This window comes from Streptomyces sp. NPDC031426 (genome assembly GCF_055581585.1).
Genome location: NZ_JBVIJE010000011.1, coordinates 64,660 through 89,660, shown reverse-complemented (window position 1 = coordinate 89,660; position 25,001 = coordinate 64,660). Strand labels below are relative to the sequence as shown.

Here is a 25,001-nt window from a genome sequence, read left to right as displayed (position 1 = left end):
CCGTAAGGCCTCCGCCCCGGAAACCGGGCAAGCCGGACGCCGGGGAGAGCGTGCGGCCGCAACGGCCCGACGGATCCATGCCGAGACCTGACTCTCGCCGCCCCGCACCGTCATACTGAGCGGACACGCACCACGCGAGGCGCCCTCGGCGCATCGCACCGCACCACCCGACACCCGCACAACTCTCCGACCAGGAACCGGAGCCCCGGCATGACCGTCTGCCTGCTCCTGCTGAGCGTCGTCGCCCTGACGGCCGCTTTGCCGGCGCCGCGCGCGCTGACCCGTGCCGCCTGGACCGAACGGGAACCCGTGGTCGCGTTGTGGGTGTGGCAATGCCTGGTCGCCACCGTCCTGCTGTGCTGCCTGGCCGCACTGGTCCTGGGCACGGCGGCCGTCTTCCACACCGTTCGCGATCGCGTGTTCGCCCCGGCGCCGCCCTCCGTCACCGCCGCCTACGACCTGTCCTCGGCACCAGTGTGGGCCGCCACCCTCACCGTGCTGCTGGCCTGCGGGGCCGCCTGGACAACGGCGATGCTGGCGCGGGAGCTCGTCGAGGCCCGCCGCAGCCGTGGCCAGACCCGCGCGCAGCTGCGAGAGCGCGCCCCCGACCTGCCGGCCGGACTCCCGGCGGCACGCGGCCCGATGCTGGTGCTGGAGGACGAGTACCCGGACGCCTGGTGGATGCCGGGACACCCGCCGCAGCTGGTCGTCACCACCGGTGCGCTCCACCGGCTCACCGACCACCAGCTGGACGCCGTCCTCACCCACGAACGCGGGCACGCGCGTGCCCACCACGACTGGCTTTTGCACCTGTCCACCGCGCTCGCCACGGGCTTCCCGCGCGTGCCGCTGTTCGCCCACTTCTGCGACCAGACGCACCGCCTGGTGGAACTGGCCGCCGACGACACGGCGTCCCGGCGCTGCGGCCACCTCACCACGGCCCTGGCGCTGATCGAGCTGAACCAGCACCGGGGCGTCCTGTCCTGCGACTCCAGCCGCCGCCTCCTCGGCGAACGCGTGGACCGCCTGCTGGAACCGCCGCCGCGGCTGCTGCGCCGGCACCGGGCCCTGACGACGACGGTGGCGGCCCTCGTACCGCTGCTGCCGCTCCTGATCACATTCGCCCCAGGGCTTACGGCACTGTCCTGACCGGCCGACCGGGTGGCAGATCTTCCCGCCCGGGGAGGAAAACCAGCAGCTCAGAGCCGTATCCGAGGCGCCCTCACCTGGCGCAACACTGCCGCAACACGCCATTCCCTACCGAGTAGGTATGGTTCCAGCCAGCCGCCCACCGACCGCCTCCGCGACCACGCCGGTCAGGGAGCCGCGACCACCGTCGCCGCCCACCGCACGCGTCGACGGCTGCGTGCGGACCGGGCCCGGCAGCTCGCCGACCTGCTGCGCCACCAGATCCTCACCGGCGCCTTCCAGAACGGCCCCCTCCCCCACGAGTCGACCCTCGCCACCGACTACCGGGCCTCCCGCAACACCGTCCGCCAGGCCCTGGACCTCCTCAGAGCCGAGGGGCTGGTGGAACGGCTGCCGGGCGCCGGCACCGTGGTCGTCGCCCGGAAGTACCCGCACGGGCTCGACCGTCTCATGGGCCTCGCCGAAACCCTCCGTGAACACGGCCGCGTCACCAACGAGGTCCGCACCGTGGGCCCCGCACCCGCACCCGCCGCGGTGGCCGACCGCCTCCACCTCCCAGCCGGCGCCGATGTCCTCTACCTCGAGCGTCTGCGCCGTCTCAACGGCCTGCCTCTCTCCCTCGACCTCATCTACATCCCGCTCGACCTCGGCACCGCCCGGGGCCGCTCGCCGACCGTGTCGTGGCCGCGCTGTCCGACCCGGCCTGGCAGGTCCGCTCCGGCGCGGCCACCGCGCTGTCGGCCGCGTCCGCCGAGACAGCCGTCCCCGCTATGGCCAAGGCGCTGGCGGACCCCAACGCCGACGTCCGCAAGGCGGTGGTGCTGGCCCTGACCCGGCACCGCGCCGAGGAGGAGGCCCGCGTGGCCCTCGCCATGGCCACGGCCGACACGGACGCGGACGTCAGGGCGTACGCGGCCCGGGCGCTGTGACGGCGACGCTCACGCGTGTCGCCCAGGACCGACGCGCTATATCCAGTCGTCCGGCTCCGGCTCCTCTGCCGGTTCCGGTTCCGGCAAGTCGGCGTGCTGCGCGTCGTCTGCGGTCGGGGCCGGGTCGTCCAGGGCGGCCAACACGGACAGCACGCCGTCCCCGTACGTGGCCAGCTTCTTCTCGCCGACGCCGCTCACCGTGCCGAGCTCCCGCACCGAACCGGGCCTGCGGGTGACGATCTCCCGCAGGGTGGCGTCGTGGAAGATGACGTACGCGGGCACGCCCTGCTCGCGGGCCTGTTCGGCGCGCCAGGCACGCAGCGCCTCGAAGGCGGGGAGGAGTTCGTGGGGCAGTTCGGCCGCGGCGGCCCTGGCCTTGCGGTCGCCGCCGGAGGCGCCGACCGACCGGGACCGGGAGGCGGCCGGCTTCTTCGGCTCCTTGCGCAGCGGCACCTCCCGCTCCCTCCGCAGCACGGAGCCGCTCGCCTCGGTGAGCACCAGAGTGCCGTACTCCCCCTCGACCGCGAGCAGCCCCTGTGCCAGCAGCTGCCGGATGACGCCCCGCCACTCGGCCTCGGTGAGGTCCTGTCCGATGCCGAAGACGGACAGCTGGTCGTGGTCGAACTGGATCACCTTGCCGGTGCGCTTGCCGAGCAGGATGTCGACGATCTGCACGGCACCGAACTTCTGGCCGCGCTCCCGCTGCAGCCGTACCACCGTCGACAGCACCTTCTGTGCGGCGGTCGTGCCGTCCCAGGTCTCCGGCGGGGTGAGGCAGGTGTCGCAGTTGCCGCAGCCCGCTGCGTCGGGGTCCTGGCCGAAGTAGGCGAGCAGCTGGCCGCGGCGGCACTGGGCCGTCTCGCAGAGCGCGAGCATGGAGTCCAGGTGGGCGGTGGCCCGGCGGCGGAACGCCTCGTCGCCCTCGCCGGACTGGATCAGCTTGCGCTGCTGTATGACGTCGTTCAGGCCGTACGCCATCCAGGCCGTGGACGGCAGTCCGTCGCGGCCCGCGCGGCCGGTCTCCTGGTAGTAGCCCTCGACCGACTTGGGCAGGTCCAGATGGGCGACGAACCGTACGTCCGGCTTGTCGATGCCCATGCCGAAGGCGATGGTCGCCACCACGACCAGGCCGTCCTCGCGCAGGAACCGGGCTTGGTGGGTGGCGCGCATGCCCGCGTCAAGGCCTGCGTGGTACGGCACCGCCTCGACGCCGTTGGCGGTCAGGAACTCCGCCGTCCGCTCCACCGAGTTGCGTGACAGGCAGTAGACGATGCCGGCGTCGCCCGCGTGCTCCTCGCGGAGGAAGGCGAGCAGCTGCTTCCTGGGGTCAGCCTTGGGCACGATCCGGTACTGGATGTTGGGCCGGTCGAAGCTGGCCACGAAGTGGCGGGCCGTCGGCAGGTTCAGCCGCTGGGTGATCTCTTGGTGGGTGGCGCGGGTGGCCGTGGCGGTGAGGGCGATCCGTGGGACGTCCGGCCAGCGCTCGCCGAGGAGGGACAGGGTGAGGTAGTCGGGGCGGAAGTCGTGGCCCCACTGGGACACACAGTGCGCCTCGTCGATCGCGAAGACGGAGATCTTGCCGCGCGAGAGCAGGTCGAGCGTGCCCTCCAGGCGCAGCCGCTCCGGCGCCAGGTACAGCAGGTCCATCTCTCCGGCGAGGAACTCGGCCTCGACCATGCGTCGCTCGTCGAAGTCCTGCGTGGAGTTGATGAAGCCGGCGCGCACACCGAGGGCGCGCAGGGCGTCCACTTGGTCCTGCATGAGCGCGATCAGCGGCGAGATCACCACGCCCGTACCGGGTCTGACCAGGGCCGGGATCTGGTAGCACAGCGATTTTCCGCCGCCGGTGGGCATGAGGACGACGGCATCGCCGCCCGCCACCACATGCTCGATGATCGCTGCCTGCTCGCCCCGGAAGGCCTCGTACCCGAAGACCCGGTGCAGCGTGGCCAGCGCCTCGCTGTCGGCCGCGCCCGGCCCCTCGGTCACCTGTGGCATCTCGCTGATCCCGCCCGTCGCACGCATCGTCCTGTCCCCCGTCGGTCCCCCGTGTGTCGTCCTCGACCACTGCCTCCACGATAGGGGGCGGAACCGACAGCCTCGGAGTTATCCACAGGCTCGGTCCGTTCTTCCGTGTAATCGGACGCTGACGTGAGGCGACAAGCGCCCTTCTTTGTCGCCGACAGCACGGCGGCCCGGCACCCCCTGAGGTGCCGGGCCGCCGTGTACCTGGGGTCAGCGCACGAACACGCCGGCCTGGCTGGCCAGGCCCAGGAAGTACTGCGGCGCCACGCCGAGGACCAGCGTCACCGCGACGCCGACGGCGATCGCCGCCATGGTCAGCGGGGACGGGACGGCCACGGTCGGGCCCTCTGGCCTCGGCTCGCTGAAGAACATCAGGACGATCACGCGGATGTAGAAGAACGCGGCGATCGCCGAGGAGATCACACCGACCACGACCAGCGGGGCCGCGCCGCCGTCCGCCGCCGCCTTGAACACGGCGAACTTCCCGGCGAAGCCCGAGGTCAGCGGGATACCGGCGAAGGCCAGCAGGAACACGGCGAAGACCGCCGCCACCAGCGGGGAGCGGCGGCCGAGACCCGCCCACTTGGACAGGTGGGTCGCCTCGCCGCCCGCGTCGCGCACCAGCGTGACCACCGCGAACGCGCCGATCGTCACGAACGAGTAGCCGGCCAGGTAGAAGAGGACGGACGAGACGCCGTCCTTCGACGTGGCGATGACACCCGCGAGGATGAATCCGGCGTGCGCGATGGACGAGTACGCCAGGAGTCGCTTGATGTCGGTCTGCGTGATCGCGATGATCGCGCCGCCGAGCATGGTGATGATCGCCACCGCCCACATGACCGGCCGCCAGTCCCAGCGCATGCCGGGCAGGACGACGTACAGCAGGCGCAGCAGCGCGCCGAACGCGGCGACCTTCGTCGCGGCGGCCATGAAGCCGGTCACCGGGGTCGGCGCGCCCTGGTAGACGTCCGGCGTCCACATGTGGAACGGCACCGCGCCCACCTTGAACAGCAGGCCCATCACGATCAGGGCGCTGCCGAGCAGCAGCAGTGCGTCGTTGCCCATGGTGTTGGCGAGCGCCGGGTCGACGTTGGTGACCGTGCCGTCGACGACCTGGGCGATACGCGCGTACGACACCGAGCCCGCGTAGCCGTACAGCAGGGCGATGCCGAACAGCGTGAACGCGGAGGCGAACGCGCCGAGCAGGAAGTACTTGACGGCGGCTTCCTGCGACATCAGCCGCTTGCGGCGGGCCAGCGCGCACAGCAGGTACAGCGGCAGGGAGAAGACCTCCAGGGCCACGAACAGGGTCAGCAGGTCGTTGGCCGAGGGGAACACCAGCATGCCGGCGATCGCGAAGAGGAGGAGCGGGAAGGCCTCCGTGGTGGTGAATCCCGCCTTCACCGCCGCTTTCTCACTGTCGCTGCCCGGCACGGAGGCGGCCTGCGCGGCGAAGGAGTCGACGCGGTTGCCGTGCGCGGCCGGGTCCAGTCGCCGCTCGGCGAACGTGAACAGGCCCACGAGGCCGGCCAGCAGGATCGTGCCCTGCAGGAACAGGGACGGGCCGTCGACCGCGATCGCCCCCATGGCCGCGATGTGCGCCTTGGTGGTGCCGTAGCCGTCGGCCGCCAGCGCGACCACCGCGGCGAACGCGGCGCACAGCGCGACGACGGACACGAACACCTGGGCGTAGTAGCGGGACTTGCGCGGGACGAACGCCTCGATCAGCACCCCGACCAGCGCCGCACCGACGACGATCAGCGTCGGCGACAATTGTCCGTATTCGATCTTCGGTGCCGGGATCTTCGCGATCGGGTCGGCCGCGGTTGTCCACAGGCTGTGGACGACTGTTGCGCTCACTTGGCCGCCTCCACCGAGGGCTTGGGGTCGGTCTTGTGTACGTCGGACATGGTCTGCTTGACCGCCGGGTTGACGATGTCCGTGACGGGCTTCGGGTAGACGCCCAGGAAGATCAGCAGCACGATCAGCGGGACGACGACGACGAGTTCACGCGCGCGTAGGTCGGGCATCGCCGATACCTCGGGCTTCACCGGGCCCGTCATCGTCCGCTGGTACAGGACGAGCGTGTAGAGCGCGGCGAGGACGATGCCGAAGGTGGCGATGATGCCGATCGCCGGGTAGCGCGTGAACGTGCCGACCAGGACCAGGAACTCGCTCACGAACGGCGCGAGTCCGGGCAGCGAGAGGGTGGCGAGGCCGCCGATCAGGAAGGTGCCGGCGAGCACCGGGGCGACCTTCTGCACGCCTCCGTAGTCGGCGATGAGCCGCGAGCCGCGCCGGGAGATCAGGAAGCCGGCGACCAGCATCAGCGCGGCCGTGGAGATGCCGTGGTTGACCATGTAGAGCGTCGCGCCGGACTGACCCTGGCTGGTCATGGCGAAGATGCCCATGATGATGAAGCCGAAGTGCGAGATCGACGCGTAGGCGACCAGGCGCTTGATGTCCCGCTGGCCGACGGCGAGCAGTGCGCCGTAGACGATGCTGATCAGGGCCAGGACGAGGATGACGGGTGTCGCCCACTTGCTGGCCTGGGGGAACAGCTGGAGGCAGAAGCGGAGCATCGCGAAGGTGCCGACCTTGTCGACGACCGCGGTGATGAGGACGGCGACCGGGGCGGTGGACTCCTGCATGGCGTTGGGCAGCCAGGTGTGCAGCGGCCACAGCGGCGCCTTTACCGCGAACGCGAAGAAGAAGCCCAGGAACAGCCAGCGTTCGGTGCTCGTCGCCATGTGCAGCGAGCCGTTCGCGCGGGCATGCGCGATCTCCTGGAGGCTGAAGTTTCCAGCCACAACGTAGAGACCGATCACCGCGGCCAGCATGATCAGGCCGCCTACCAGGTTGTAGAGGAGGAACTTCACGGCCGCGTACGACCGTTGCGTCGAGGCCGCCTTCTCGCCCTGCGCGTGGGCGCGGTCTCCGAAGCCGCCGATGAGGAAGTACATCGGGATGAGCATGGCTTCGAAGAAGATGTAGAACAGGAAGACGTCGGTGGACTCGAACGAGATGAGCACCATCGCCTCGACGGCCAGGATCAGCGCGAAGAAGCCCTGGGTGGGGCGCCAGCGGCGGCTGCCCGTCTCCAGCGGGTCCGCGTCGTGCCAGCCGGCGAGGACGATGAACGGGATCAGTACGGCGGTCAGCGCGATCAGCGCGACCGCGATGCCGTCGACACCCAGCTCGTACCGCACCCCGAAGTTCTTGATCCAGGCGTGCGACTCGGTGAGCTGGTAGCGGGCGCCGCCCGGGTCGAAACGGACCAGGACGGTGACGGCCAGGGCGAGTGTGGCGAGCGAGACGAGCAGCGCCAGCCACTTCGCGGCGGTGCGCCGCGCGGCCGGTACGGCGGCCGTGGCGACGGCTCCTACCGCCGGGAGTGCCGCCGTCGCTGTCAGCAGAGGAAAGGACATCGGTATCAGACCGCCCTCATCAGCAGGGTCGCGGCGACCAGGAGTGCCGCACCGCCGAACATCGAGACCGCGTAGGAGCGGGCGAAGCCGTTCTGGATCCGGCGGAGCCGTCCGGACAGGCCGCCGAAACCGGCCGCCGTGCCGTTGACGACGCCGTCGACCAGGGTGTGGTCGACGTAGACCAGGGAGCGTGTCAGGTGCTCGCCGCCGCGCACCAGGACCACATGGTTGAAGTCGTCCTGGAGCAGGTCACGGCGGGCCGCGCGGGTGAGCAGCGAGCCGCGCGGGGCGACGGCCGGGACGGGCCTGCGGCCGTACTGGGCCCAGGCGATGCCGACGCCGACGACCAGGCAGACCATGGTGGCGCCGGTGACCGTCGCCGCGCTGACCGGGGAGTGGCCCTCGCTGTGCCCGGTGACCGGCTCCAGCCAGTGCAGGAAGCGGTCGCCGAGGTTGAAGAAGAAGCCGCCGGCCACCGATCCCACAGCCAGCACGATCATGGGGATCGTCATGACCTTGGGCGACTCGTGGGGGTGCGGCTCGGCGTGCTCGCCGCGTGTCTCGGCGGCGGGCTCCACGCTCGGTTCGGTCGGCGACGGGGCGTGCCGCCAGCGTTCTTCTCCGAAGAACGTCATCAGCATCACGCGCGTCATGTAGAAGGCGGTGATGGCCGCGCCCAGCAGGGCCGCGCCGCCGAGGATCCAGCCCTCGGTGCCGCCCTTGGCGAAGGCCGCCTCGATGATCTTGTCCTTGGAGAAGAATCCGGACAGGCCCGGGAAACCGATGATGGCGAGGTAGCCGAGGCCGAAGGTGACGAAGGTGACCGGCATGTACTTGCGCAAGCCGCCGTACTTGCGCATGTCGACCTCGTCGTTCATGCCGTGCATGACGGAACCCGCGCCGAGGAACAGCCCGGCCTTGAAGAAGCCGTGCGTCACCAGGTGCATGATCGCGAAGACATAGCCGATGGGGCCGAGGCCCGCCGCCAGCACCATGTAGCCGATCTGCGACATGGTCGAGCCGGCCAGCGCCTTCTTGATGTCGTCCTTCGCGCAACCGACGATCGCACCGAAGAGGAGCGTGACCGCGCCGACCACGGTGACGGCGAGCTGGGCGTCGGGCGCCGCGTTGAAGATGGCGGCGGAACGGACGATGAGGTACACGCCCGCGGTCACCATCGTCGCCGCGTGGATCAGGGCCGAGACCGGGGTCGGGCCCTCCATGGCGTCGCCGAGCCAGGACTGCAGCGGCACCTGGGCGGACTTGCCGCAAGCGGCGAGGAGCAGCATCAGGCCGATCGCCGTGAGCTTGCCCTCGGAGGTGTCGCCGGTGTGGCTGAGGACCGGGCCGAAGGCGAAGGTGCCGAACGTGCTGAACATCAGCATGATCGCGATCGACAGGCCCATGTCGCCGACGCGGTTGACCAGGAAGGCCTTCTTCGCGGCTGTCGCGGCGCTCGGCTTGTGCTGCCAGAAGCCGATCAGCAGGTACGAGGCGAGGCCGACGCCTTCCCAGCCGACGTACAGGAGCAGGTAGTTGTCGGCAAGGACGAGCAGCAGCATCGCCGCGAGGAAGAGGTTCAGGTAGCCGAAGAAGCGGCGGCGCCGCTCGTCGTGCTCCATGTACCCGACCGAGTACAGGTGGATCAGCGAGCCGACGCCCGTGATGAGCAGGACGAACGTCATCGACAGCTGGTCCAGGCGGAAGGTGACGTCCGCGTGGAAGCTGCCGACCGAGATCCACGTCCACAGGTGCTGGGTCAGCGTGCGGTGGTCGGCGCTCTTGCCGAGCAGGTCGGCGAAGAGGACGACACCGATGACGAAGGAGACGGACGAGAGCAGCGTGCCGATCCAGTGGCCGACGGCGTCCAGCCGCCGGCCGCCGACCAGGAGGACGGCCGCTCCGAGCAGGGGCGCCGCGATGAGCAGCGCGATCAGGTTCTCCACGATTCTTCCGACCCCTTACAGCTTCATCAGGCTAGCGTCGTCGACCGAGGCCGAGTGGCGGGTGCGGAACAGCGACACGATGATCGCGAGGCCCACCACGACCTCCGCGGCGGCGACGACCATCGTGAAGAAGGCGATGATCTGGCCGTCGAGGTTGCCGTGCATCCGGGAGAAGGTGACGAACGCGAGGTTGCAGGCGTTCAGCATCAGCTCGATGCACATGAAGACCACGATGGCGTTGCGTCGGATCAGTACGCCGGTCGCCCCGATCGTGAACAACAGGGCGGCGAGGTACAGGTAATTGACCGGATTCACTTCGACGCCTCCTCGGGCCGCTTGAACGTCGCCGGTTCGATCGACGTGCGCTCCAGGCGTTCCTGCGCGCGCTGCTCCAGCGCCCGCAGGTCGTTGAGTGCCTCCGCCGACACGTCACGGATCTGTCCGCGCTCGCGCAGCGTCTTGCTGACGGTCAGCTCGGACGGGGTGCCGTCGGGGAGCAGGCCCGCGATGTCGACGGCGTTGTGCCGGGCGTAGACACCGGGGGCGGGCAGCGGCGGGACGTACGTGCCCTCGCGGACGCGCTGTTCGGACAGCTCGCGCTGGGTCTTGGCGCGCTCGGTGCGCTCGCGGTGGGTGAGCACCATGGCGCCGACGGCGGCGGTGATGAGCAGGGCGCCGGTGATTTCGAAGGCGAAGACGTACTTGGTGAAGATGAGGGAGGCGAGGCCCTCCACATTGCCGTTCGCGTTCGCCTGGCCGGTGCCGGCGAAATCCTTGAGGGAGGCGTTCCCGATGCCGGCGAGCAGCAGGATGCCGAAGCCGGCCCCGCACAGAAGGGCCAGCCAGCGCTGGCCCTTGATGGTCTCCTTCAGCGAGTCCGCGGCCGTGACGCCGACGAGCATCACCACGAACAGGAACAGCATCATGATCGCGCCGGTGTAGACGACGATCTGCACGATGCCCAGGAAGTAGGCGCCGTTGGCGAGGTAGAACACCGCCAGGACGATCATGGTTCCGGCGAGGCTGAGCGCACTGTGCACGGCCTTCTTCATGAAGACGGTGCACAGGGCGCCGATCACCGCGACGGTGCCGAGGACCCAGAACTGGAAGGCCTCACCGGTGGAGGTGGTGTAGGCGGCGAGCTGCTGGCTCATGCGTCCGCCTCCTGGTCTTCCGGCCGCTCGCCGTTGGAGACGGCGACCTGGCGGACCGTGCCCGGCGCGGCCTGCGTCACCAGGCCCCGGTAGTAGTCCTGTTCGTCGGTCCCCGGGAAGATCGCGTGCGGCGTGTCGACCATGCCCTCCTCAAGGCCGGCAAGGAGCTGTTCCTTGGTGTAGATGAGGTTGGCGCGGCTGGAGTCGGCCAGTTCGAACTCGTTGGTCATCGTCAGCGCGCGTGTGGGGCACGCCTCGATGCACAGGCCGCACAGGATGCAGCGGGCGTAGTTGATCTGGTAGACGCGGCCGTACCGCTCGCCCGGCGAGTAGCGTTCCTCGTCGGTGTTGTCGGCGCCCTCCACATAGATGGCGTCGGCGGGGCAGGCCCAGGCGCACAGCTCGCAGCCGACGCACTTCTCCAGGCCGTCCGGATGGCGATTGAGCTGGTGCCGTCCGTGGAACCGCGGAGCCGTGGTCTTCTTCTGCTCCGGGTACTGCTCGGTCAGCCGCTTCTTGAACATGGCCTTGAAGGTCACGCCGAAGCCGGCCACGGGGTTCTGGAAACCGGGCTTGGTCTCCTTGGGCTCCTCAGCCATCGGACGCCTCCTTTCCATCCGAAGATCCGTCACTGACAGTGTCCGACCCGCCACTGACAATCAGCTGCCGCTCGTGACGCGGGCGGCGCCTCGGCACCGGCGGCAACTCCTGTCCGGGCAGCGGTGGTACGGGGAAACCGCCCGCCAGCGCGTCGAATCCGGCCTGCTCCGTGGCGGGCTGCTCGGCAGCCTTGGCCTTCTCCCGGAACACGTCGGCGACGAAGGAGATAAGCAGCAGGGCGAGGACTCCGCCACCCACGTAGAGGGCGATGTCGGCGAAGTCGTAGTGCTCGTTGCGCAGGGCCCGTACGGTCGCCACCAGCATCAGCCAGGTCACGGAGACGGGGATGAGGACCTTCCAGCCGAGCTTCATCAGCTGGTCGTAGCGGACACGAGGGAGCGTGCCGCGCAGCCAGATGAAGAAGAACAGCAGCAGCTGGACCTTGATCACGAACCAGAGCAGCGGCCACCAGCCGTGGTTCGCGCCCTGCCAGATCGAGCTGATCGGCCAGGGGGCGCGCCAGCCGCCGAGGAACAGCGTGGTCGACACGGCCGAGACCGTCACCATGTTCACGTATTCGGCGAGCATGAACATCGCGAACTTGATGGACGAGTACTCGGTGTTGAAGCCGCCGACCAGGTCGCCCTCGGACTCCGGCATGTCGAAGGGGGCGCGGTTGGTCTCGCCGACCATCGTGACGATGTAGAGGATGAACGAGACCGGCAGCAGCAGGATGTACCAGCGGTCGTGCTGCTGGGCCACGATCGTGGACGTCGACATCGACCCCGAGTACAGGAACACGGAAGCGAACGCGGCGCCCATGGCGATCTCGTAGGAGATCATCTGCGCGCAGGAGCGCAGGCCGCCCAGGAGCGGATACGTGGATCCGGAACTCCAACCCGCCAGCACGATGCCGTAGATGCCGACGGAGGCGATCGCGAGGATGTAGAGCATCGCGATCGGCAGGTCGGTGAGCTGCATGGCGGTGCGCGTGCCGAAGATCGAGATCTCGTTGTCGGCGGGTCCGAAGGGGATCACCGCGATCGCCATGAAAGCCGGGATGGCCGCGACGATCGGCGCCAGGACGTAGACCACCTTGTCGGCGCGCTTGACGATGATGTCTTCCTTGAGCATCAGCTTCACACCGTCGGCGAGCGACTGGAGCATGCCCCAGGGGCCGTGCCGGTTCGGGCCGATGCGCAGCTGCATCCAGGCGACGACCTTGCGCTCCCAGACGATGGAGAACAGTACGGTCACCATCAGGAAGGCGAAGCAGAACACGGCCTTGATGACGACCAGCCACCACGGGTCGCGGCCGAACATCGAGAGGTCTTCAGCTGCGAGGTACGGGCTCATGCCTCCACCTCCTTGGGGGCCGGTTCGGCGGATGCCGCCGGGCCGATGCGGACGAGTGAGCCGGGCCGTGCCCCGGTGTCGGAGGCGACGCCCGTGCCGACGGAGTTCAGCGGAAGCCAGACCACCCGGTCGGGCATCTCGGTGATCCGCAGCGGCAGTTCGACGGTGCCGCAGGGGCCGGTGACCGCGAGGACGTCGCCTTCCTTGACGTCCACCTCGGCCGCCGTCGCCGCCGACACGCGCGCGTGGGCGGCGTGCCGTGTTCCGGCGAGCGCCTCGTCGCCCTCCTGGAGGACGCCCTGGTCGAGCAGCAGCCGGTGCCCGGCGAGTACGGCCTCGCCGGCGGCCGGGCGGGGCAGCGCGCCCGCGGACTCCTGTGGGTCCGAGGCGCGCGGGCCGTCCCAGGGGCCGAGCCGGTCGATCTCCGCGCGTGTGGTGCGCAGATCCGGCAGGCCCAGGTGGACGTCCATGGCGTCGGCCAGCATCTGCAGCACGCGCGCGTCGGTCGGTGCCAGGCGGCGGGTCATCTGGTCGGGCTTGAGAGCGGCGTCGAAGAAGCGCACCCTGCCTTCCCAGTTGAGGAAGGTGCCCGCCTTCTCGGCGACCGCGGCGACCGGCAGGACGACGTCGGCGTGCTCGGTGACCTCGCTGGGCCGCAGGTCCAACGACACCAGGAAGCCGACGCTGTCGAGTGCCTCACGCGCGCGTGCCGGGTCGGGCAGGTCGGCGACCTCCACCCCGGCGACGACGAGCGCCGACAGTTCGCCGGTGGCGGCGGCCTCGACGATGTGGTGGGTGTCGCGGCCGTAGCGCAGCGGGAGTTCGGGGAGCCCCCAGACGGCGGCGACCTCCTCACGCGCGCGTGGGTCGGTCGCGGGGCGGCCGCCCGGCAGCAGCGACGGCAGCGCGCCCGCCTCGACGGCGCCGCGCTCACCGGCCCGGCGCGGGATCCACACCAGCTGGGCGCCGGTCGCGGCGGCGGCGCGTACGGCGGCGGTCAGGCCGCCGGCGACCGAGGCGAGCCGCTCACCGACGACGATGACCGCACCCTCGGTGCGCAGGGCCTCGGCGGCGCGGGTGCCGGGCTCCTCCAGGCCGACGCCGCTCGCGAGGGCGTCCAGCCACTCGGTCTCGGTGCCGGGGGCGGCCGGCAGCAGGGTGCCGCCCGCCTTCTCAAGGCCCCGGGTGGCGTGCGTGGCCAGCGCGAACACCTTCTGCTTGCGCCTCCGCCAGGCCTTGCGCAGCCGCAGGAAGACGCCGGGGGCCTCCTCCTCCGACTCGAAGCCGGCCAGCAGGACCGCGGGCGCCTGCTCCAGGGAGGTGTACGTGACGCCCGTACCGTCGAGGTCACGGCCGCGGCCTGCCACCCGGGCGGCCAGGAAGTCGGCCTCCTCGCCGCTGTGCACGCGCGCGCGGAAGTCGATGTCGTTCGTGTCGAGCGCCACGCGCGCGAACTTGCTGTACGCGTAGGCGTCCTCGACGGTCAGCCGGCCTCCGATGAGGACGCCGGCCCGGGAGCGTGCGGCGGTCAGGCCCCGCGCGGCCGCCTCCAGGGCTTCCGGCCAGGGCGCGGGCTCCAGAACGCCGTCGGCGTTGCGGACGAGCGGGGTGTCGAGGCGGTCCTTCGCCTGCGCGTACCGGAACGCGAAGCGTCCCTTGTCGCAGATCCACTCCTCGTTGACCTCGGGGTCGTTCTCGGCGAGCCGCCGCATGACCTTGCCGCGCCGGTGGTCGGTGCGGATGGCGCAGCCGCCGGAGCAGTGCTCGCACACCGACGGCGAGGAGACGAGGTCGAAGGGGCGGGAGCGGAAACGGTAGGCCGCCGAGGTGAGCGCGCCGACCGGGCAGATCTGGATGGTGTTGCCGGAGAAGTACGACTCGAAGGGGTCACCCTCGCCGGTGCCGACCTGCTGCAGCGCGCCCCGCTCGATCAGCTCGATCATCGGGTCGCCCGCGATCTGGTTGGAGAAGCGGGTGCAGCGGGCGCAAAGCACGCACCGCTCGCGGTCGAGCAGCACCTGCGTGGAGATCGGTACGGGCTTTTCGTAGGTGCGCTTCTTTCCTTCGAAGCGGGACTCGGCGTTGCCGTGCGACATGGCCTGGTTCTGCAGCGGGCACTCGCCGCCCTTGTCGCAGACCGGGCAGTCCAGCGGGTGGTTGATGAGCAGCAGCTCCATCACACCGTGCTGGGCCTTCTCGGCGACCGGCGAGGTCAGCTGGGTCCTCACCACCATGCCGTCGGTGCAGGTGATGGTGCAGGACGCCATCGGCTTGCGCTGGCCCTCGACCTCGACGATGCACTGACGGCAGGCGCCGGCGGGGTCGAGCAGGGGGTGGTCGCAGAACCGGGGGATCTCGATGCCGAGCTGCTCGGCGGCCCGGATGACCAGGGTGCCCTTGGGCACGCTGATCTCGATGCCGTCGATCGTCAGCGTGACGAGGTCTTGCGGCGGGACCGCCGCCTCTCCCCCACCCGTGGGGCGCCGGCCCGCGGCGGAGCCGCTACTGGCCTGCTGTACGGTCATGCGTTCACCTCCGGGCGGTCCGCCCAGGCCGTCGACTTGGCCGGGTCGAAGGGGCAGCCCCGGCCCGTGATGTGCTGCTCGTACTCCTCGCGGAAGTACTTCAGCGAGGAGAAGATCGGGGACGCGGCGCCATCACCGAGGGCGCAGAAGGACTTGCCGTTGATGTTGTCGGCGATGTCGTTGAGTTTGTCGAGGTCGGCCATGACGCCCTTGCCGGCCTCGATGTCCCGCAGCAACTGCACCAGCCAGTACGTCCCTTCGCGGCAGGGCGTGCACTTGCCGCAGGACTCGTGGGCGTAGAACTCGGTCCAGCGGGTCACCGCCCGCACCACGCAGGTCGTCTCGTCGAAGCACTGCAGCGCCTTGGTGCCCAGCATCGAGCCCGCGGCGCCGACGCCCTCGTAGTCGAGGGAGACGTCGAGGTGCTCGTCGGTGAACATCGGCGTCGAGGAGCCGCCCGGCGTCCAGAACTTCAGGCGGTGGCCCGGCCGCATGCCGCCGCTCATGTCGAGGAGCTGGCGCAGCGTGATGCCGAGCGGGGCCTCGTACTGGCCGGGGCTCGCGACATGGCCGCTGAGCGAGTAGAGCGTGAAGCCCGGGGACTTCTCGCTGCCCATCGACCTGAACCAGTCTTTGCCGTTGTTCAGGATCGCGGGAACCGACGCGATCGACTCGACGTTGTTCACAACAGTCGGACAGGCGTAGAGGCCTTCCACCGCAGGGAAGGGGGGACGGAGCCGCGGTTGACCACGGCGGCCTTCGAGCGAGTCCAGCAGTGCGGTCTCCTCACCGCAGATGTACGCGCCGGCGCCCGCGTGCACGGTGAGCTTCAGGTCCAGCCCGCTGCCCAGGATGTTCTCGCCGAGGTAGCCCGCCGCGTAGGCCTCGCGCACGGCCTCGTGCAACCGCCGCAGAACGGGGACGACTTCACCACGCAGATAGATGAAGGCATGCGGCGACCTGATGGCATAACACGCGATCACAATGCCCTCGATGAGGCTATGCGGGTTCGCGAAGAGGAGCGGGATGTCCTTGCAGGTCCCGGGCTCCGATTCGTCGGCGTTGACAACTAGATAGTGCGGTTTTCCATCACCCTGCGGAATGAACTGCCACTTCATTCCGGTCGGGAACCCCGCGCCGCCGCGGCCGCGCAGACCGGAGTCCTTGACGTAGGCGATCAGGTCGTCCGGTGACATGGCGAGCGCCTTGCGGAGCCCCTCGTACCCCTCGTGCCTCCGGTAGACGTCCAGAGTCCAGGACCGGTCCTCGTCCCAGAAGGCCGACAGCACGGGTGCGAGCAGCTTCTCGGGGCTCGTGTCCTTGACCTCGGGTACCACGGTCATCACTCCCCCTCCTCGGCGGTAGGCCCTGCGGGGTGCGCGGAGTCGGAGGCCGATGTCTCCAGCGGCGCGTCATGGGAACCGAGGTGTTCGGCCGGTGACGGCTCGTGCACCCTGTCCTGCGGTTCCTCATGCGGACCTCCGCGCGGATGGACCACGCGCGCGGGTGCGGCCTCTCCCCTTGCCAGGCGAAGGCCCACCAGCGACGCGGGTCCCGCACCGCCGCCCTCCTCGACGGCCCCGGGCCGCTCGTCGGGGAAGCCGGCGAGGATCCGCGCGGTCTCCTTGAACGTGCACAGCCGCGCCCCGCGCGTGGGCTGTACGGGCCGTCCCGCGCGCAGATCGTCGACCAGGCGCTTGGCGCTGCCCGGCGTCTGGTTGTCGAAGAACTCCCAGTTGACCATCACGACCGGCGCGAAGTCGCAGGCCGCGTTGCACTCGATGTGCTCCAGGGTGACCTTGCCGTCGTCGGTGGTCTCGCCGTTGCCGACGCCCAGGTGCTCCTGGAGGGTCTCGAAGATCGCGTCCCCGCCCATCACCGCGCACAGCGTGTTGGTGCAGACGCCCACCTGGTAGTCACCGGAGGGCTTGCGCCGGTACATGGTGTAGAAGGTGGCTACGGCGGTGACCTCGGCCGTCGTCAGGTTCAGCATGTCCGCGCAGAACTGCATTCCGGTGCGCGTGACATGGCCCTCCTCCGACTGCACGAGGTGGAGCAGGGGGAGCAGGGCGGACCGGGAGTCCGGGTAGCGCGCGATGACCTCGCGCGCGTCCGCCTCCAGCCGGGCCCGGACGTCGTCCGGGTAGGCGGGCGCGGGCAGTTCGGGCATGCCCAGGCTGACGCCCCGCTCCGAAGAAGAGGTGGTCACCGGTCGACGCCTCCCATCACGGGGTCGATGGACGCGACGGCGACGATGACGTCGGCGACCTGGCCGCCTTCGCACATCGCCGCCATGGCCTGCAGGTTGGTGAAGGACGGATCGCGGAAGTGGACCCGGTAGGGGCGGGTGCCGCCGTCGGAGACGGCGTGCACGCCGAGTTCGCCCTTGGGGGACTCGACGGCCGCGTACGCCTGTCCCGGCGGGACGCGGAAGCCCTCGGTGACGAGCTTGAAGTGGTGGATCAGGGCCTCCATGGAGGTGCCCATGATCTTCTTGATGTGGTCGAGGGAGTTGCCGAGTCCGTCCGGTCCGAGGGCGAGCTGGGCGGGCCAGGCGATCTTCTTGTCGGCGACCATGACCGGGCCGGGCTGGAGCCGGTCCAGGCACTGCTCGACGATCCTGAGCGACTGGCGCATCTCCTCCAGGCGGACCAGGAAGCGGCCGTAGGCGTCGCAGCTGTCGGCCGTCGGGATCTCGAAGTCGTACGTCTCGTAGTCGCAGTACGGCTGTGCCTTGCGCAGGTCGTGCGGCAGGCCGGTGGAGCGCAGGATCGGGCCGGTGGCGCCGAGGGCCATGCAGCCGGCCAGGTCGAGGTAGCCGATGTCCTGCATGCGGGCCTTGAAGATGGGGTTCCCGGTGGCGAGCTTGTCGTACTCCGGGAGGTTCTTCTTCATCTTCTTCACGAACTCGCGGATCTGGTCCACCGCGCCGGGGGGCAGGTCCTGGGCGAGTCCGCCGGGGCGGATGTACGCGTGGTTCATCCGCAGACCCGTGATGAGCTCGTAGAGATCGAGAATCATTTCACGATCACGGAAGCCGTAGATCATGATCGTGGTGGCGCCGAGCTCCATGCCGCCGGTGGCGATGCACACCAGGTGGGAGGACATCCGGTTCAGCTCCATCAGGAGCACCCGGATGATCTTGGCGCGCTCGGTGATGTCGTCCTCGATGCCGAGGAGTTTCTCGACGGCGAGGCAGTAGGCGGTCTCGTTGAAGAAGGACGTCAGGTAGTCCATGCGCGTGACGAAGGTGGTGCCCTGCGTCCACGTGCGGTACTCGAGGTTCTTCTCGATGCCGGTGTGCAGATAGCCGATGCCGCAGCGGGCCTCGGTGACCGTCTCGCCCTCGATCTCCAGGATCAGGCGGAGCACTCCGTGGGTGGAGGGGTGCTGGGGACCCATGTTGACGACGATGCGTTCGTCGTCGGCGCGGGTCGCGGACTGGACGACCTCGTCCCAGTCGCCACCGGTGACCGTGTATACGGTGCCCTCGGTGGTCTCGCGAGGGGAAGCCTGGGAAGTGCTCACGAGTACGACCTCCGCTGGTCCGGAGCCGGGATCTGGGCGCCCTTGTACTCGACGGGGATGCCGCCGAGGGGGTAGTCCTTGCGCTGCGGGTGGCCCTGCCAGTCGTCCGGCATCATGATCCGCGTCAGGGCCGGGTGACCGTCGAAGACGATGCCGAAGAAGTCGTAGGTCTCGCGCTCGTGCCAGTCGTTCGTCGGATAGACGGAGACGAGGGACGGGATGCGCGGGTCGGCGTCGGGGGCGCTGACTTCGACGCGGATCAGCCGGTTGTGGGTGATCGAGCGCAGGTGGTAGACGGCGTGCAGCTCGCGGCCCTTGTCCTGCGGGTAGTGGACGCCGCTGACTCCGGTGCACAGTTCGAAGCGCAGGGCCGGGTCGTCGCGCAGGGTGCGGGCGACGCGGAGCAGGTGCTCGCGTTCGATGTGGAAGGTGAGCTCGCCGCGGTCGACGACCGTCTTCTCGATGGCGCTGTCCGGGAGGAGTCCCTGTTCCTCCAGGGCGCCCTCCAGCTCGTCGGCGACCTCGTCGAACCAGCCGCCGTAGGGGCGACTCGCCGGTCCCGGGAGTCGGACCGAGCGGACCAGGCCGCCGTAGCCGGAGGTGTCGCCGCCGTTGTTGGCGCCGAACATGCCGCGCTGGACGCGGATCTCCTCGCCACCCTGGCCGCGCTGGCCGGGGAGGTTGGAGGCGGAGAGGTCCTTCTCGGGGTTCACCCCGTTCGCGGACCCGTTGACGCCGCCCGTGCCGTTGCCGTTCGCGTCGCTCACCGCAGCAGCCCCTTCATCTCGATCGTGGGCAGGGCCTTGAGCGCCGCTTCCTCCGCCTCGCGGGCCGCCTCCTCGGCGTTGACGCCGAGCTTGGCGGACTGGATCTTCTGGTGGAGCTTGAGGATCGCGTCCATCAGCATCTCGGGGCGGGGCGGGCAGCCCGGCAGGTAGATGTCGACCGGGACGATGTGGTCGACGCCCTGGACGATCGCGTAGTTGTTGAACATGCCGCCCGAGGAGGCGCAGACGCCCATGGAGATCACCCATTTCGGGTTGGGCATCTGGTCGTAGACCTGCCGGAGCACCGGCGCCATCTTCTGGCTGACCCGGCCGGCGACGATCATCAGGTCGGCCTGGCGCGGTGAGCCGCGGAAGACCTCCATGCCGAAGCGCGCCAGGTCGTACCGGCCGGCGCCGGTGGTCATCATCTCGATGGCGCAGCAGGCGAGGCCGAAGGTGGCCGGGAAGACGGACGCCTTGCGCACCCAGCCCGCGGCCTGCTCGACGGTGGTCAGCAGGAAGCCGCTCGGCAGCTTTTCTTCGAGTCCCATGTCCTAAGGCCCCTCAGTCCCATTCCAGGCCGCCGCGCCGCCATACGTACGCGTATGCGACGAAGACGGTGAGCACGAAGAGCAGCATCTCCACGAGCCCGAAAATCCCCAGGGCGTCGAAGGTGACGGCCCAGGGGTAGAGGAAGACGATCTCGATGTCGAAGACGATGAAGAGCATCGCCGTCAGGTAGTACTTGATGGGGAAGCGCCCGCCGCCGGCCGGCGTGGGGGTCGGCTCGATACCGCACTCGTAGGCCTCGAGCTTGGCGCGGTTGTACCGCTTCGGACCGATCAGCGTGGCCATGACCACGGAGAAGATCGCAAAGCCTGCCCCGAGGGCTCCCAGTACGAGGATGGGCGCATACGCGTTCACCGCTCCTCGCTCCTCTCAGTCGGCGCTGACTGCTGGCGGTTGCATTGGTGCACTGCGCTCCCTTCCGCCTCACAGGCCTCACGAGCCCCCGCCGTCCCGGGCGAAGATCGAGAACATGTGAAGCAGGTCACAAGCCCAGTTGCCACGCATCTTATGCCCGCCACTCTGTGATCTGCGACACGGGGTATTGCACGAGCTTTGTGATCTCCACCACCTGACGAAGGATCATGAAGTCGGATGATGAGTGATCTTCATACGCGAAGCGTTCAGTTGATCACGAGAAGTGACATTCTTGCTCATCACTGCAGGCCGGAGGGTGCGTCTCAATATCAAGAGAGTTCCGCTGCATGCAAATTGGTGCTGGACGCAGGTGCCTGATAGAGGGCCGCGTTCACACATCAGGGTGAGGTGCGGGGTGCGATGTGGACGCGCATCCGGCGCGTGCACGCGTTCACGAGCTCCTCGCGCACGGGACGCCGCGTTTCCGGTGACCGTTCCGTGACCTCCACCACATCGATGAGAGGCCTCTGAGAACCGGGCTTGGCCAATGACCGCAACAAGTGGTAAGCGCGGGGCAATTCGGGCGAAATGATCAAAGGCCGTGATCAAGCCCTTGATCACGGGCGTCCACAATGTCCGTTACGGCGTCAATAAAGAGCGACACGCCCGGGATTCCAGGTCTCGATTGAGCAACTGTGGCGCAGCACACGTTTCTTGAAGATATGAAGGAGCCCCTGATACCGGTTGTTCCCATGTCCCACACCGCTCACATACGCAGCCACCGGAAGCCCCGCCGCAGCGCGTCGACCCTCGCGATGCGGGCCGGAGTTGCCGGTGGCGTCCTCAGCACCCTGGCAGTCGCCGGGGCGTCCGGCTCGGCGAACGCGGCCGAGCCGGTGACGCAGACCCTCGAACTGCCCACCCTGACGGCCGACCTGGCCGCCCAGGCCGCAAAGTCCGCGGACGCCACCCAGCAGGCCGCCGCGAACTACCAGCTCCAGGCCGAGCGCGACGCGGCCGCCGCAAACGCCGCGAAGCAGGCCAAGGCGGACCTCGCGGAGGCCAAGCAGAAGGCCGCCGAGGCCAAGAAGAAGGCCGAGGAGGCCGCCCGCAGGGCCGCCGCCGATCGTGCCTCGCGCAGCGCGGCGCGCACGACGCTCGCCGCCACGGACACCGGCAGCACCTCCACGAGCACGGCGACCGGTTCGGCCGCGTCCGTCATCTCCTTCGTGAAGGCGCAGATCGGCAAGTCCTACGTCCTGGGCGCCTCCGGCCCGAGCGCCTACGACTGCTCCGGCCTGGTGCAGGCCGCCTTCAAGCAGATCGGCGTCAGCCTGCCGCGCGTCTCCCAGGACCAGTCGACCGCCGGCACGCAGGTCTCGCTGAGCAACCTGCAGCCGGGCGACATCCTCTACTGGGGCAGCGCGGGCAGCGCGTACCACGTGGCGGTGTACGTCGGCGACGGTATGTTCGTCGGCGCGCAGAACCCGTCCACCGGCATCGTCGAGAAGCCGTTGTCGTACGACCCGCCGACCGGCGCCGTGCGGGTGCTCTGAGCGACCGCACGTCTCCCAACGCGCGTAGGGCCGCAGCCGCTCGGGGGCAGCGGCCCTTGCGTCGTTCCCGGGGCGCCAGAGGCCCCGTCCTGACAAGCTCTGTTCGGGCCGCCGTCCGGCGGTCCGTCCATGAGCGAAGGAGACCGCGTCATGCCACGCGTGTTCGTACAGGGAAGGCCCGCCGACTACTACCCCCGCCACGCGCCCGAGGCCGGGCGCGGCACGGTTCGCCGGATCACCGAGGTCGGCGAGGAGGTCCTGCACAAGCCGTGCCGGGACGTCACGGAGTTCGGGCCCGACCTCGCCGCACTCGTCGACGACATGTTCCTCACCCTGTATGTCGCCGAAGGGGCGGGACTTGCCGCGAATCAGGTAGGGGTCGATCTGCGGCTGTTCGTGTACGACTGCCCCGATGACGACGGAGTCCGGCATGTCGGGCACATCGTCAATCCGGTGCTCGAAACGCCCACGAGCGGGCGACGGTTGCTGGACGAGCGCGAGGGCTGTCTGTCGGTTCCGGGTGCCGTGATGGCCGTACCGCGGCCGGACCGGGCCGTCGTGCGCGGGCAGGACAGGGACGGCAACCCGATGGTCATCGAGGGCACGGGGTACTTCGCGCGCTGCCTCATCCACGAGACCGACCACACCAACGGGTACATCTACCTGGATCGGCTCTCCAAGCGGGAGAAAAGGGACGCGCTGCGGCAGATGGCGGACCGGCGGGACGAGGTGTTCGCCCGCCGGGCCGCCAGGGCCGAGGAGCTGAGCCCGGCCCGGTAGGGACTCACGCCTTCGGGGCCACCTTGCTCAGGCCGTTGATGATCCGGTCCATGGCGTCGCCGCCCGTGGGGTCGGTGAGGTTCGCCAGCAGCTTGAGGGTGAACTTCATCAGCATCGGGTGGGTGAGGCCGCGCTGGGCCGCGATCTGCATGACCTTCGGGTTGCCGATGAGCTTCACGAAGGCGCGGCCGAGCGTGTAGTAGCCGCCGTAGGTGTCCTTGAGGACGCGCGGGTAGCGCTGCAGGGCGATCTCGCGCTGGGCGGGCGTGGCCCGCGCGTGGGCCTGGACGATGACGTCGGCGGCGATCTGGCCGGACTCCATGGCGTAGGCGATGCCCTCGCCGTTGAAGGGATTCACCAGGCCGCCGGCGTCACCGACGAGGAGCAGGCCGCGCGTGTAGTGGGGCTGGCGGTTGAAGGCCATGGGCAGGGCGGCGCCGCGGATCGGGCCGGTCATGTTCTCGGGGGTGTAGCCCCAGTCCTCGGGCATGGAGGCGCACCAGGCCTTGAGGATCTCGCGCCAGTCCAGCTCCTTGAAGGAGGCGGAGGTGTTCAGGACGCCGAGGCCGACGTTCGACGTGCCGTCGCCCATGCCGAAGATCCAGCCGTAGCCGGGCAGCAGCCGGTCCTGGGTGCCGCGGCGGTCCCACAGCTCCAGCCAGGACTCCAGGTAGTCGTCGTCGTGGCGAGGGCTCTCGAAATACGTCCGGACCGCGACGCCCATCGGGCGGTCCTCGCGGCGGTGCAGGCCCATCGCGAGGGACAGGCGGGTGGAGTTGCCGTCGGCCGCGACCACCAACGGAGCGTGGAAGGTGACCTCGCGCTTCTCCTCGCCCAGCTTGGCGGTGACGCCGGTGATACGGCCGGTGCGGTCGTCGATGACCGGGCCGGAGACGTTGCAGCGCTCGTACAGCCGCGCCCCCGCCTTCTGGGCGTTGCGGGCGAGCTGCTCGTCGAAGTCGTCGCGCTTGCGGACGAGTCCGTAGTTCGGGTAGGAGGCGAGTTCCGGCCAGTCCAGCTGGAGGCGGGAGCCGCCGCCGATGATGCGCAGGCCCTTGTTGCGCAGCCAGCCGGCCTCCTCGGAGATGTCGACGCCCATGGCGACGAGCTGCTTGACCGCGCGCGGGGTGAGGCCGTCGCCGCACACCTTCTCGCGCGGGAACTCGGTCTTCTCCAGGAGCAGGACGTCGAGGCCGGCCTTGGCGAGGTGGTACGCGGTCGTGGAGCCGGCGGGCCCCGCGCCCACGACGATCACATCGGCGGTGTTCTCGGAGAGGGGCTCGTTCTCGACGGTCACGGCGGGATCTCCCCAAGTTCGAAATCTGTGTGCCGACCGGCACTGGACATGGGCAGTCTATGCAGCAGAATTGATCACCCGGCTGAAGGGCTGCCCTGTGAACCGACCTCTCCCCGCGGTACGGCTGCGCGTTCCCACCCATGAGGACGCGATCGCCTGGCACCGGGTCTTCGACGACCCCGAGGTCATGGAGTTCTACGGCGGCAGAGCGGCCGCGCTGTCGGTCTACGAGGAGCTCACCGCGCGGCAGCGGCGGCACGACGCCGAACTCGGCTTCTGCCTGTGGACCATGCTGGACGAATCCGGAGAAGTCATCGGCTTCACCGGAGCGCAGCCCTGGCAGCCGGACTGGGGCCCGGTCGGCGAGATGGAGATCGGCTGGCGGCTGGGCCGCGCGCACTGGGGCAAGGGGTACGTCACCGCGGCCGCGCGCGAGACGCTGCGGCGGGTGGGAGCAGCCGGGGTCAAGGAGGTGGTGGCGATGGTCCGGCCGGGCAACGAGCGGTCGATCGCGGTGACCCGGCGGCTCGGCATGCGCCCGGCGGAGACCTATCCGCATCCCAGCCTGGACGAAGACGCCTTGTGCTTCCGACTGAGCATCGAGCACACAGAGTAGTCGTCTGTCACAGAAAGACACCGGCTCCTTCCGGCCGCGTCGCGTGAGAGTTACCCTTCCAGTACCGCTGGGGGTGACATCTGTGCGCATAACACCCAAAACACCCGAAGTGCGTGTGCCACGGCTGGTCGGGCTGATGGCCGTGGACGCGCGCGAAACCGCCCAGGCGCAGGGCCTGTTCCTCAACGCGCCGGACCGCCCGGACTTCCACCTCGCGGTCGTCGACTACGTCGTACGCCAGTACCCGCAGCCCGGCGCCGAGGTGCCCCGGGACTCCATGGTGTACGTGTGGTTCGACTTCGGTGAGGGAGAGGGCGGCGGAGGCGTGCGCGAGCCGCGCATCCCGCGGCCGCCCAGGGGCGGACTGCAACGCGAGCTCGGTGAGCCGGGGGACGCCTTCGAGACGATCAACCGCTAGGCC

General features: G+C 69.5%; 22 protein-coding genes and 1 pseudogene. 7 read left to right on the top strand and 16 right to left on the bottom strand.

What is annotated here, in order from left to right:
• Positions 1-210: 210 nt before the first annotated feature.
• The 3 genes and pseudogenes from ACZ5NH_RS23740 to ACZ5NH_RS23730 all read left to right on the top strand — a co-directional run bounded on the left by ACZ5NH_RS23740 (position 211) and on the right by ACZ5NH_RS23730 (position 2,078).
• Positions 211-1,149: a M56 family metallopeptidase gene (locus ACZ5NH_RS23740; RefSeq protein ID WP_468777894.1), complete on the top strand. Its 939-nt coding sequence runs from the start codon at positions 211-213 to the stop codon at positions 1,147-1,149.
• Between the two features lie 135 nt (positions 1,150-1,284).
• Positions 1,285-1,803 (top strand): annotated as a pseudogene (locus tag ACZ5NH_RS23735) (GntR family transcriptional regulator); the annotation flags it as partial.
• Between the two features lie 26 nt (positions 1,804-1,829).
• Positions 1,830-2,078 carry a HEAT repeat domain-containing protein gene (locus ACZ5NH_RS23730; RefSeq protein WP_468777892.1) on the top strand — a complete coding sequence of 83 codons (249 nt, stop codon included), beginning with the start codon at positions 1,830-1,832 and terminating at the stop codon, positions 2,076-2,078.
• 36 nt (positions 2,079-2,114) lie between these two features.
• Here the strand turns inward: ACZ5NH_RS23730 and recQ are convergent, their stop codons facing one another.
• The 15 genes from recQ to ACZ5NH_RS23655 form a co-directional block, all read right to left on the bottom strand.
• Entirely contained in the window at positions 2,115-4,103 is a 1,989-nt protein-coding gene (recQ, locus tag ACZ5NH_RS23725; RefSeq protein WP_468777891.1) for a DNA helicase RecQ, read from the bottom strand.
• A 210-nt stretch (positions 4,104-4,313) separates the two neighbouring features.
• Positions 4,314-5,963: an NADH-quinone oxidoreductase subunit NuoN gene (gene nuoN, locus ACZ5NH_RS23720; RefSeq protein WP_468777889.1), complete on the bottom strand. Its 1,650-nt coding sequence runs from the start codon at positions 5,961-5,963 to the stop codon at positions 4,314-4,316.
• A complete protein-coding gene (locus ACZ5NH_RS23715; RefSeq protein WP_468777887.1) occupies positions 5,960-7,531 on the bottom strand; it encodes an NADH-quinone oxidoreductase subunit M in 1,572 nt (523 codons plus the stop codon). Before ACZ5NH_RS23715 ends, nuoN begins: the two co-directional genes overlap by 4 nt.
• 5 nt (positions 7,532-7,536) lie before the next feature.
• Positions 7,537-9,477 (bottom strand): NADH-quinone oxidoreductase subunit L, encoded by a 1,941-nt coding sequence (gene nuoL, locus ACZ5NH_RS23710; RefSeq protein WP_468777886.1) that lies wholly within the window; start codon positions 9,475-9,477, stop codon positions 7,537-7,539.
• A 15-nt stretch (positions 9,478-9,492) separates the two neighbouring features.
• Positions 9,493-9,792, bottom strand: a complete 300-nt coding sequence (nuoK, locus tag ACZ5NH_RS23705; protein WP_023547474.1) for an NADH-quinone oxidoreductase subunit NuoK — start codon at positions 9,790-9,792, stop codon at positions 9,493-9,495.
• Positions 9,789-10,631 (bottom strand): NADH-quinone oxidoreductase subunit J, encoded by an 843-nt coding sequence (locus ACZ5NH_RS23700; protein WP_388619418.1) that lies wholly within the window; start codon positions 10,629-10,631, stop codon positions 9,789-9,791. Before ACZ5NH_RS23700 ends, nuoK begins: the two co-directional genes overlap by 4 nt.
• The gene (gene nuoI / locus ACZ5NH_RS23695; protein ID WP_451554339.1) at positions 10,628-11,230 is read right to left on the bottom strand and encodes an NADH-quinone oxidoreductase subunit NuoI; all 603 of its coding nucleotides are present in this window, start codon (positions 11,228-11,230) and stop codon (positions 10,628-10,630) included. The genes ACZ5NH_RS23700 and nuoI overlap by 4 nt, the downstream gene beginning before the upstream one ends.
• On the bottom strand, positions 11,223-12,587 hold the full coding sequence (gene nuoH, locus ACZ5NH_RS23690) for an NADH-quinone oxidoreductase subunit NuoH (RefSeq protein WP_468777883.1): 1,365 nt from the start codon (positions 12,585-12,587) through the stop codon (positions 11,223-11,225). Before nuoH ends, nuoI begins: the two co-directional genes overlap by 8 nt.
• On the bottom strand, positions 12,584-15,112 hold the full coding sequence (locus ACZ5NH_RS23685) for an NADH-quinone oxidoreductase subunit G (RefSeq protein ID WP_468777881.1): 2,529 nt from the start codon (positions 15,110-15,112) through the stop codon (positions 12,584-12,586). The genes nuoH and ACZ5NH_RS23685 overlap by 4 nt, the downstream gene beginning before the upstream one ends.
• Positions 15,109-16,455: an NADH-quinone oxidoreductase subunit NuoF gene (gene nuoF / locus ACZ5NH_RS23680; RefSeq protein ID WP_468777880.1), complete on the bottom strand. Its 1,347-nt coding sequence runs from the start codon at positions 16,453-16,455 to the stop codon at positions 15,109-15,111. Before nuoF ends, ACZ5NH_RS23685 begins: the two co-directional genes overlap by 4 nt.
• On the bottom strand, positions 16,455-17,321 hold the full coding sequence (nuoE, locus tag ACZ5NH_RS23675; RefSeq protein WP_468777878.1) for an NADH-quinone oxidoreductase subunit NuoE: 867 nt from the start codon (positions 17,319-17,321) through the stop codon (positions 16,455-16,457). Before nuoE ends, nuoF begins: the two co-directional genes overlap by 1 nt.
• A complete protein-coding gene (locus ACZ5NH_RS23670) occupies positions 17,318-18,640 on the bottom strand; it encodes an NADH-quinone oxidoreductase subunit D (RefSeq protein WP_388619400.1) in 1,323 nt (440 codons plus the stop codon). The genes nuoE and ACZ5NH_RS23670 overlap by 4 nt, the downstream gene beginning before the upstream one ends.
• Positions 18,637-19,407 carry an NADH-quinone oxidoreductase subunit C gene (locus tag ACZ5NH_RS23665; RefSeq protein ID WP_468777876.1) on the bottom strand — a complete coding sequence of 257 codons (771 nt, stop codon included), beginning with the start codon at positions 19,405-19,407 and terminating at the stop codon, positions 18,637-18,639. The genes ACZ5NH_RS23670 and ACZ5NH_RS23665 overlap by 4 nt, the downstream gene beginning before the upstream one ends.
• Positions 19,404-19,958, bottom strand: a complete 555-nt coding sequence (locus tag ACZ5NH_RS23660) for a NuoB/complex I 20 kDa subunit family protein (protein WP_143628055.1) — start codon at positions 19,956-19,958, stop codon at positions 19,404-19,406. The genes ACZ5NH_RS23665 and ACZ5NH_RS23660 overlap by 4 nt, the downstream gene beginning before the upstream one ends.
• Positions 19,959-19,971: 13 nt before the next feature.
• Positions 19,972-20,331 (bottom strand): NADH-quinone oxidoreductase subunit A, encoded by a 360-nt coding sequence (locus tag ACZ5NH_RS23655; RefSeq protein ID WP_003992243.1) that lies wholly within the window; start codon positions 20,329-20,331, stop codon positions 19,972-19,974.
• 752 nt (positions 20,332-21,083) lie between these two features.
• On the opposite strand from ACZ5NH_RS23655, the gene ACZ5NH_RS23650 reads away from it, so the two are divergent.
• Positions 21,084-21,887: a C40 family peptidase gene (locus tag ACZ5NH_RS23650; RefSeq protein ID WP_388619394.1), complete on the top strand. Its 804-nt coding sequence runs from the start codon at positions 21,084-21,086 to the stop codon at positions 21,885-21,887.
• A 150-nt stretch (positions 21,888-22,037) separates the two neighbouring features.
• Positions 22,038-22,667 carry a peptide deformylase gene (gene def / locus ACZ5NH_RS23645; RefSeq protein WP_468777875.1) on the top strand — a complete coding sequence of 210 codons (630 nt, stop codon included), beginning with the start codon at positions 22,038-22,040 and terminating at the stop codon, positions 22,665-22,667.
• A 4-nt stretch (positions 22,668-22,671) separates the two neighbouring features.
• Here def and ACZ5NH_RS23640 read toward each other — a convergent pair whose 3' ends face one another.
• A complete protein-coding gene (locus ACZ5NH_RS23640) occupies positions 22,672-23,964 on the bottom strand; it encodes a geranylgeranyl reductase family protein (RefSeq protein WP_468777873.1) in 1,293 nt (430 codons plus the stop codon).
• 97 nt (positions 23,965-24,061) lie between these two features.
• Here ACZ5NH_RS23640 and ACZ5NH_RS23635 point away from each other — a divergent pair, with 97 nt between their 5' ends.
• Together ACZ5NH_RS23635 and ACZ5NH_RS23630 are read left to right on the top strand one after the other, a co-directional pair.
• Positions 24,062-24,580: a GNAT family N-acetyltransferase gene (locus tag ACZ5NH_RS23635; RefSeq protein ID WP_468777871.1), complete on the top strand. Its 519-nt coding sequence runs from the start codon at positions 24,062-24,064 to the stop codon at positions 24,578-24,580.
• Between the two features lie 109 nt (positions 24,581-24,689).
• Positions 24,690-24,998, top strand: coding sequence for a PASTA domain-containing protein (locus ACZ5NH_RS23630; protein ID WP_388619384.1), 309 nt, complete (start codon positions 24,690-24,692; stop codon positions 24,996-24,998).
• The last annotated feature ends 3 nt before the right edge of the window (positions 24,999-25,001 follow it).

What these genes read in the sequence shown, in the direction of transcription:
- def (WP_468777875.1), top strand. Translation starts at nt 22,038, where the DNA reads ATGCCACGCGTGTTCGTACAGGGAAGGCCCGCCGACTACTACCCCCGC.
- ACZ5NH_RS23715 (WP_468777887.1), bottom strand. Translation starts at nt 7,531, where the DNA reads ATGTCCTTTCCTCTGCTGACAGCGACGGCGGCACTCCCGGCGGTAGGA.
- ACZ5NH_RS23685 (WP_468777881.1), bottom strand. Translation starts at nt 15,112, where the DNA reads ATGACCGTACAGCAGGCCAGTAGCGGCTCCGCCGCGGGCCGGCGCCCC.
- ACZ5NH_RS23660 (WP_143628055.1), bottom strand. Translation starts at nt 19,958, where the DNA reads ATGGGACTCGAAGAAAAGCTGCCGAGCGGCTTCCTGCTGACCACCGTC.
- nuoF (WP_468777880.1), bottom strand. Translation starts at nt 16,455, where the DNA reads ATGACCGTGGTACCCGAGGTCAAGGACACGAGCCCCGAGAAGCTGCTC.
- ACZ5NH_RS23650 (WP_388619394.1), top strand. Translation starts at nt 21,084, where the DNA reads ATGTCCCACACCGCTCACATACGCAGCCACCGGAAGCCCCGCCGCAGC.
- nuoH (WP_468777883.1), bottom strand. Translation starts at nt 12,587, where the DNA reads ATGAGCCCGTACCTCGCAGCTGAAGACCTCTCGATGTTCGGCCGCGAC.
- recQ (WP_468777891.1), bottom strand. Translation starts at nt 4,103, where the DNA reads ATGCGTGCGACGGGCGGGATCAGCGAGATGCCACAGGTGACCGAGGGG.
- ACZ5NH_RS23700 (WP_388619418.1), bottom strand. Translation starts at nt 10,631, where the DNA reads ATGAGCCAGCAGCTCGCCGCCTACACCACCTCCACCGGTGAGGCCTTC.
- nuoI (WP_451554339.1), bottom strand. Translation starts at nt 11,230, where the DNA reads ATGGCTGAGGAGCCCAAGGAGACCAAGCCCGGTTTCCAGAACCCCGTG.
- ACZ5NH_RS23740 (WP_468777894.1), top strand. Translation starts at nt 211, where the DNA reads ATGACCGTCTGCCTGCTCCTGCTGAGCGTCGTCGCCCTGACGGCCGCT.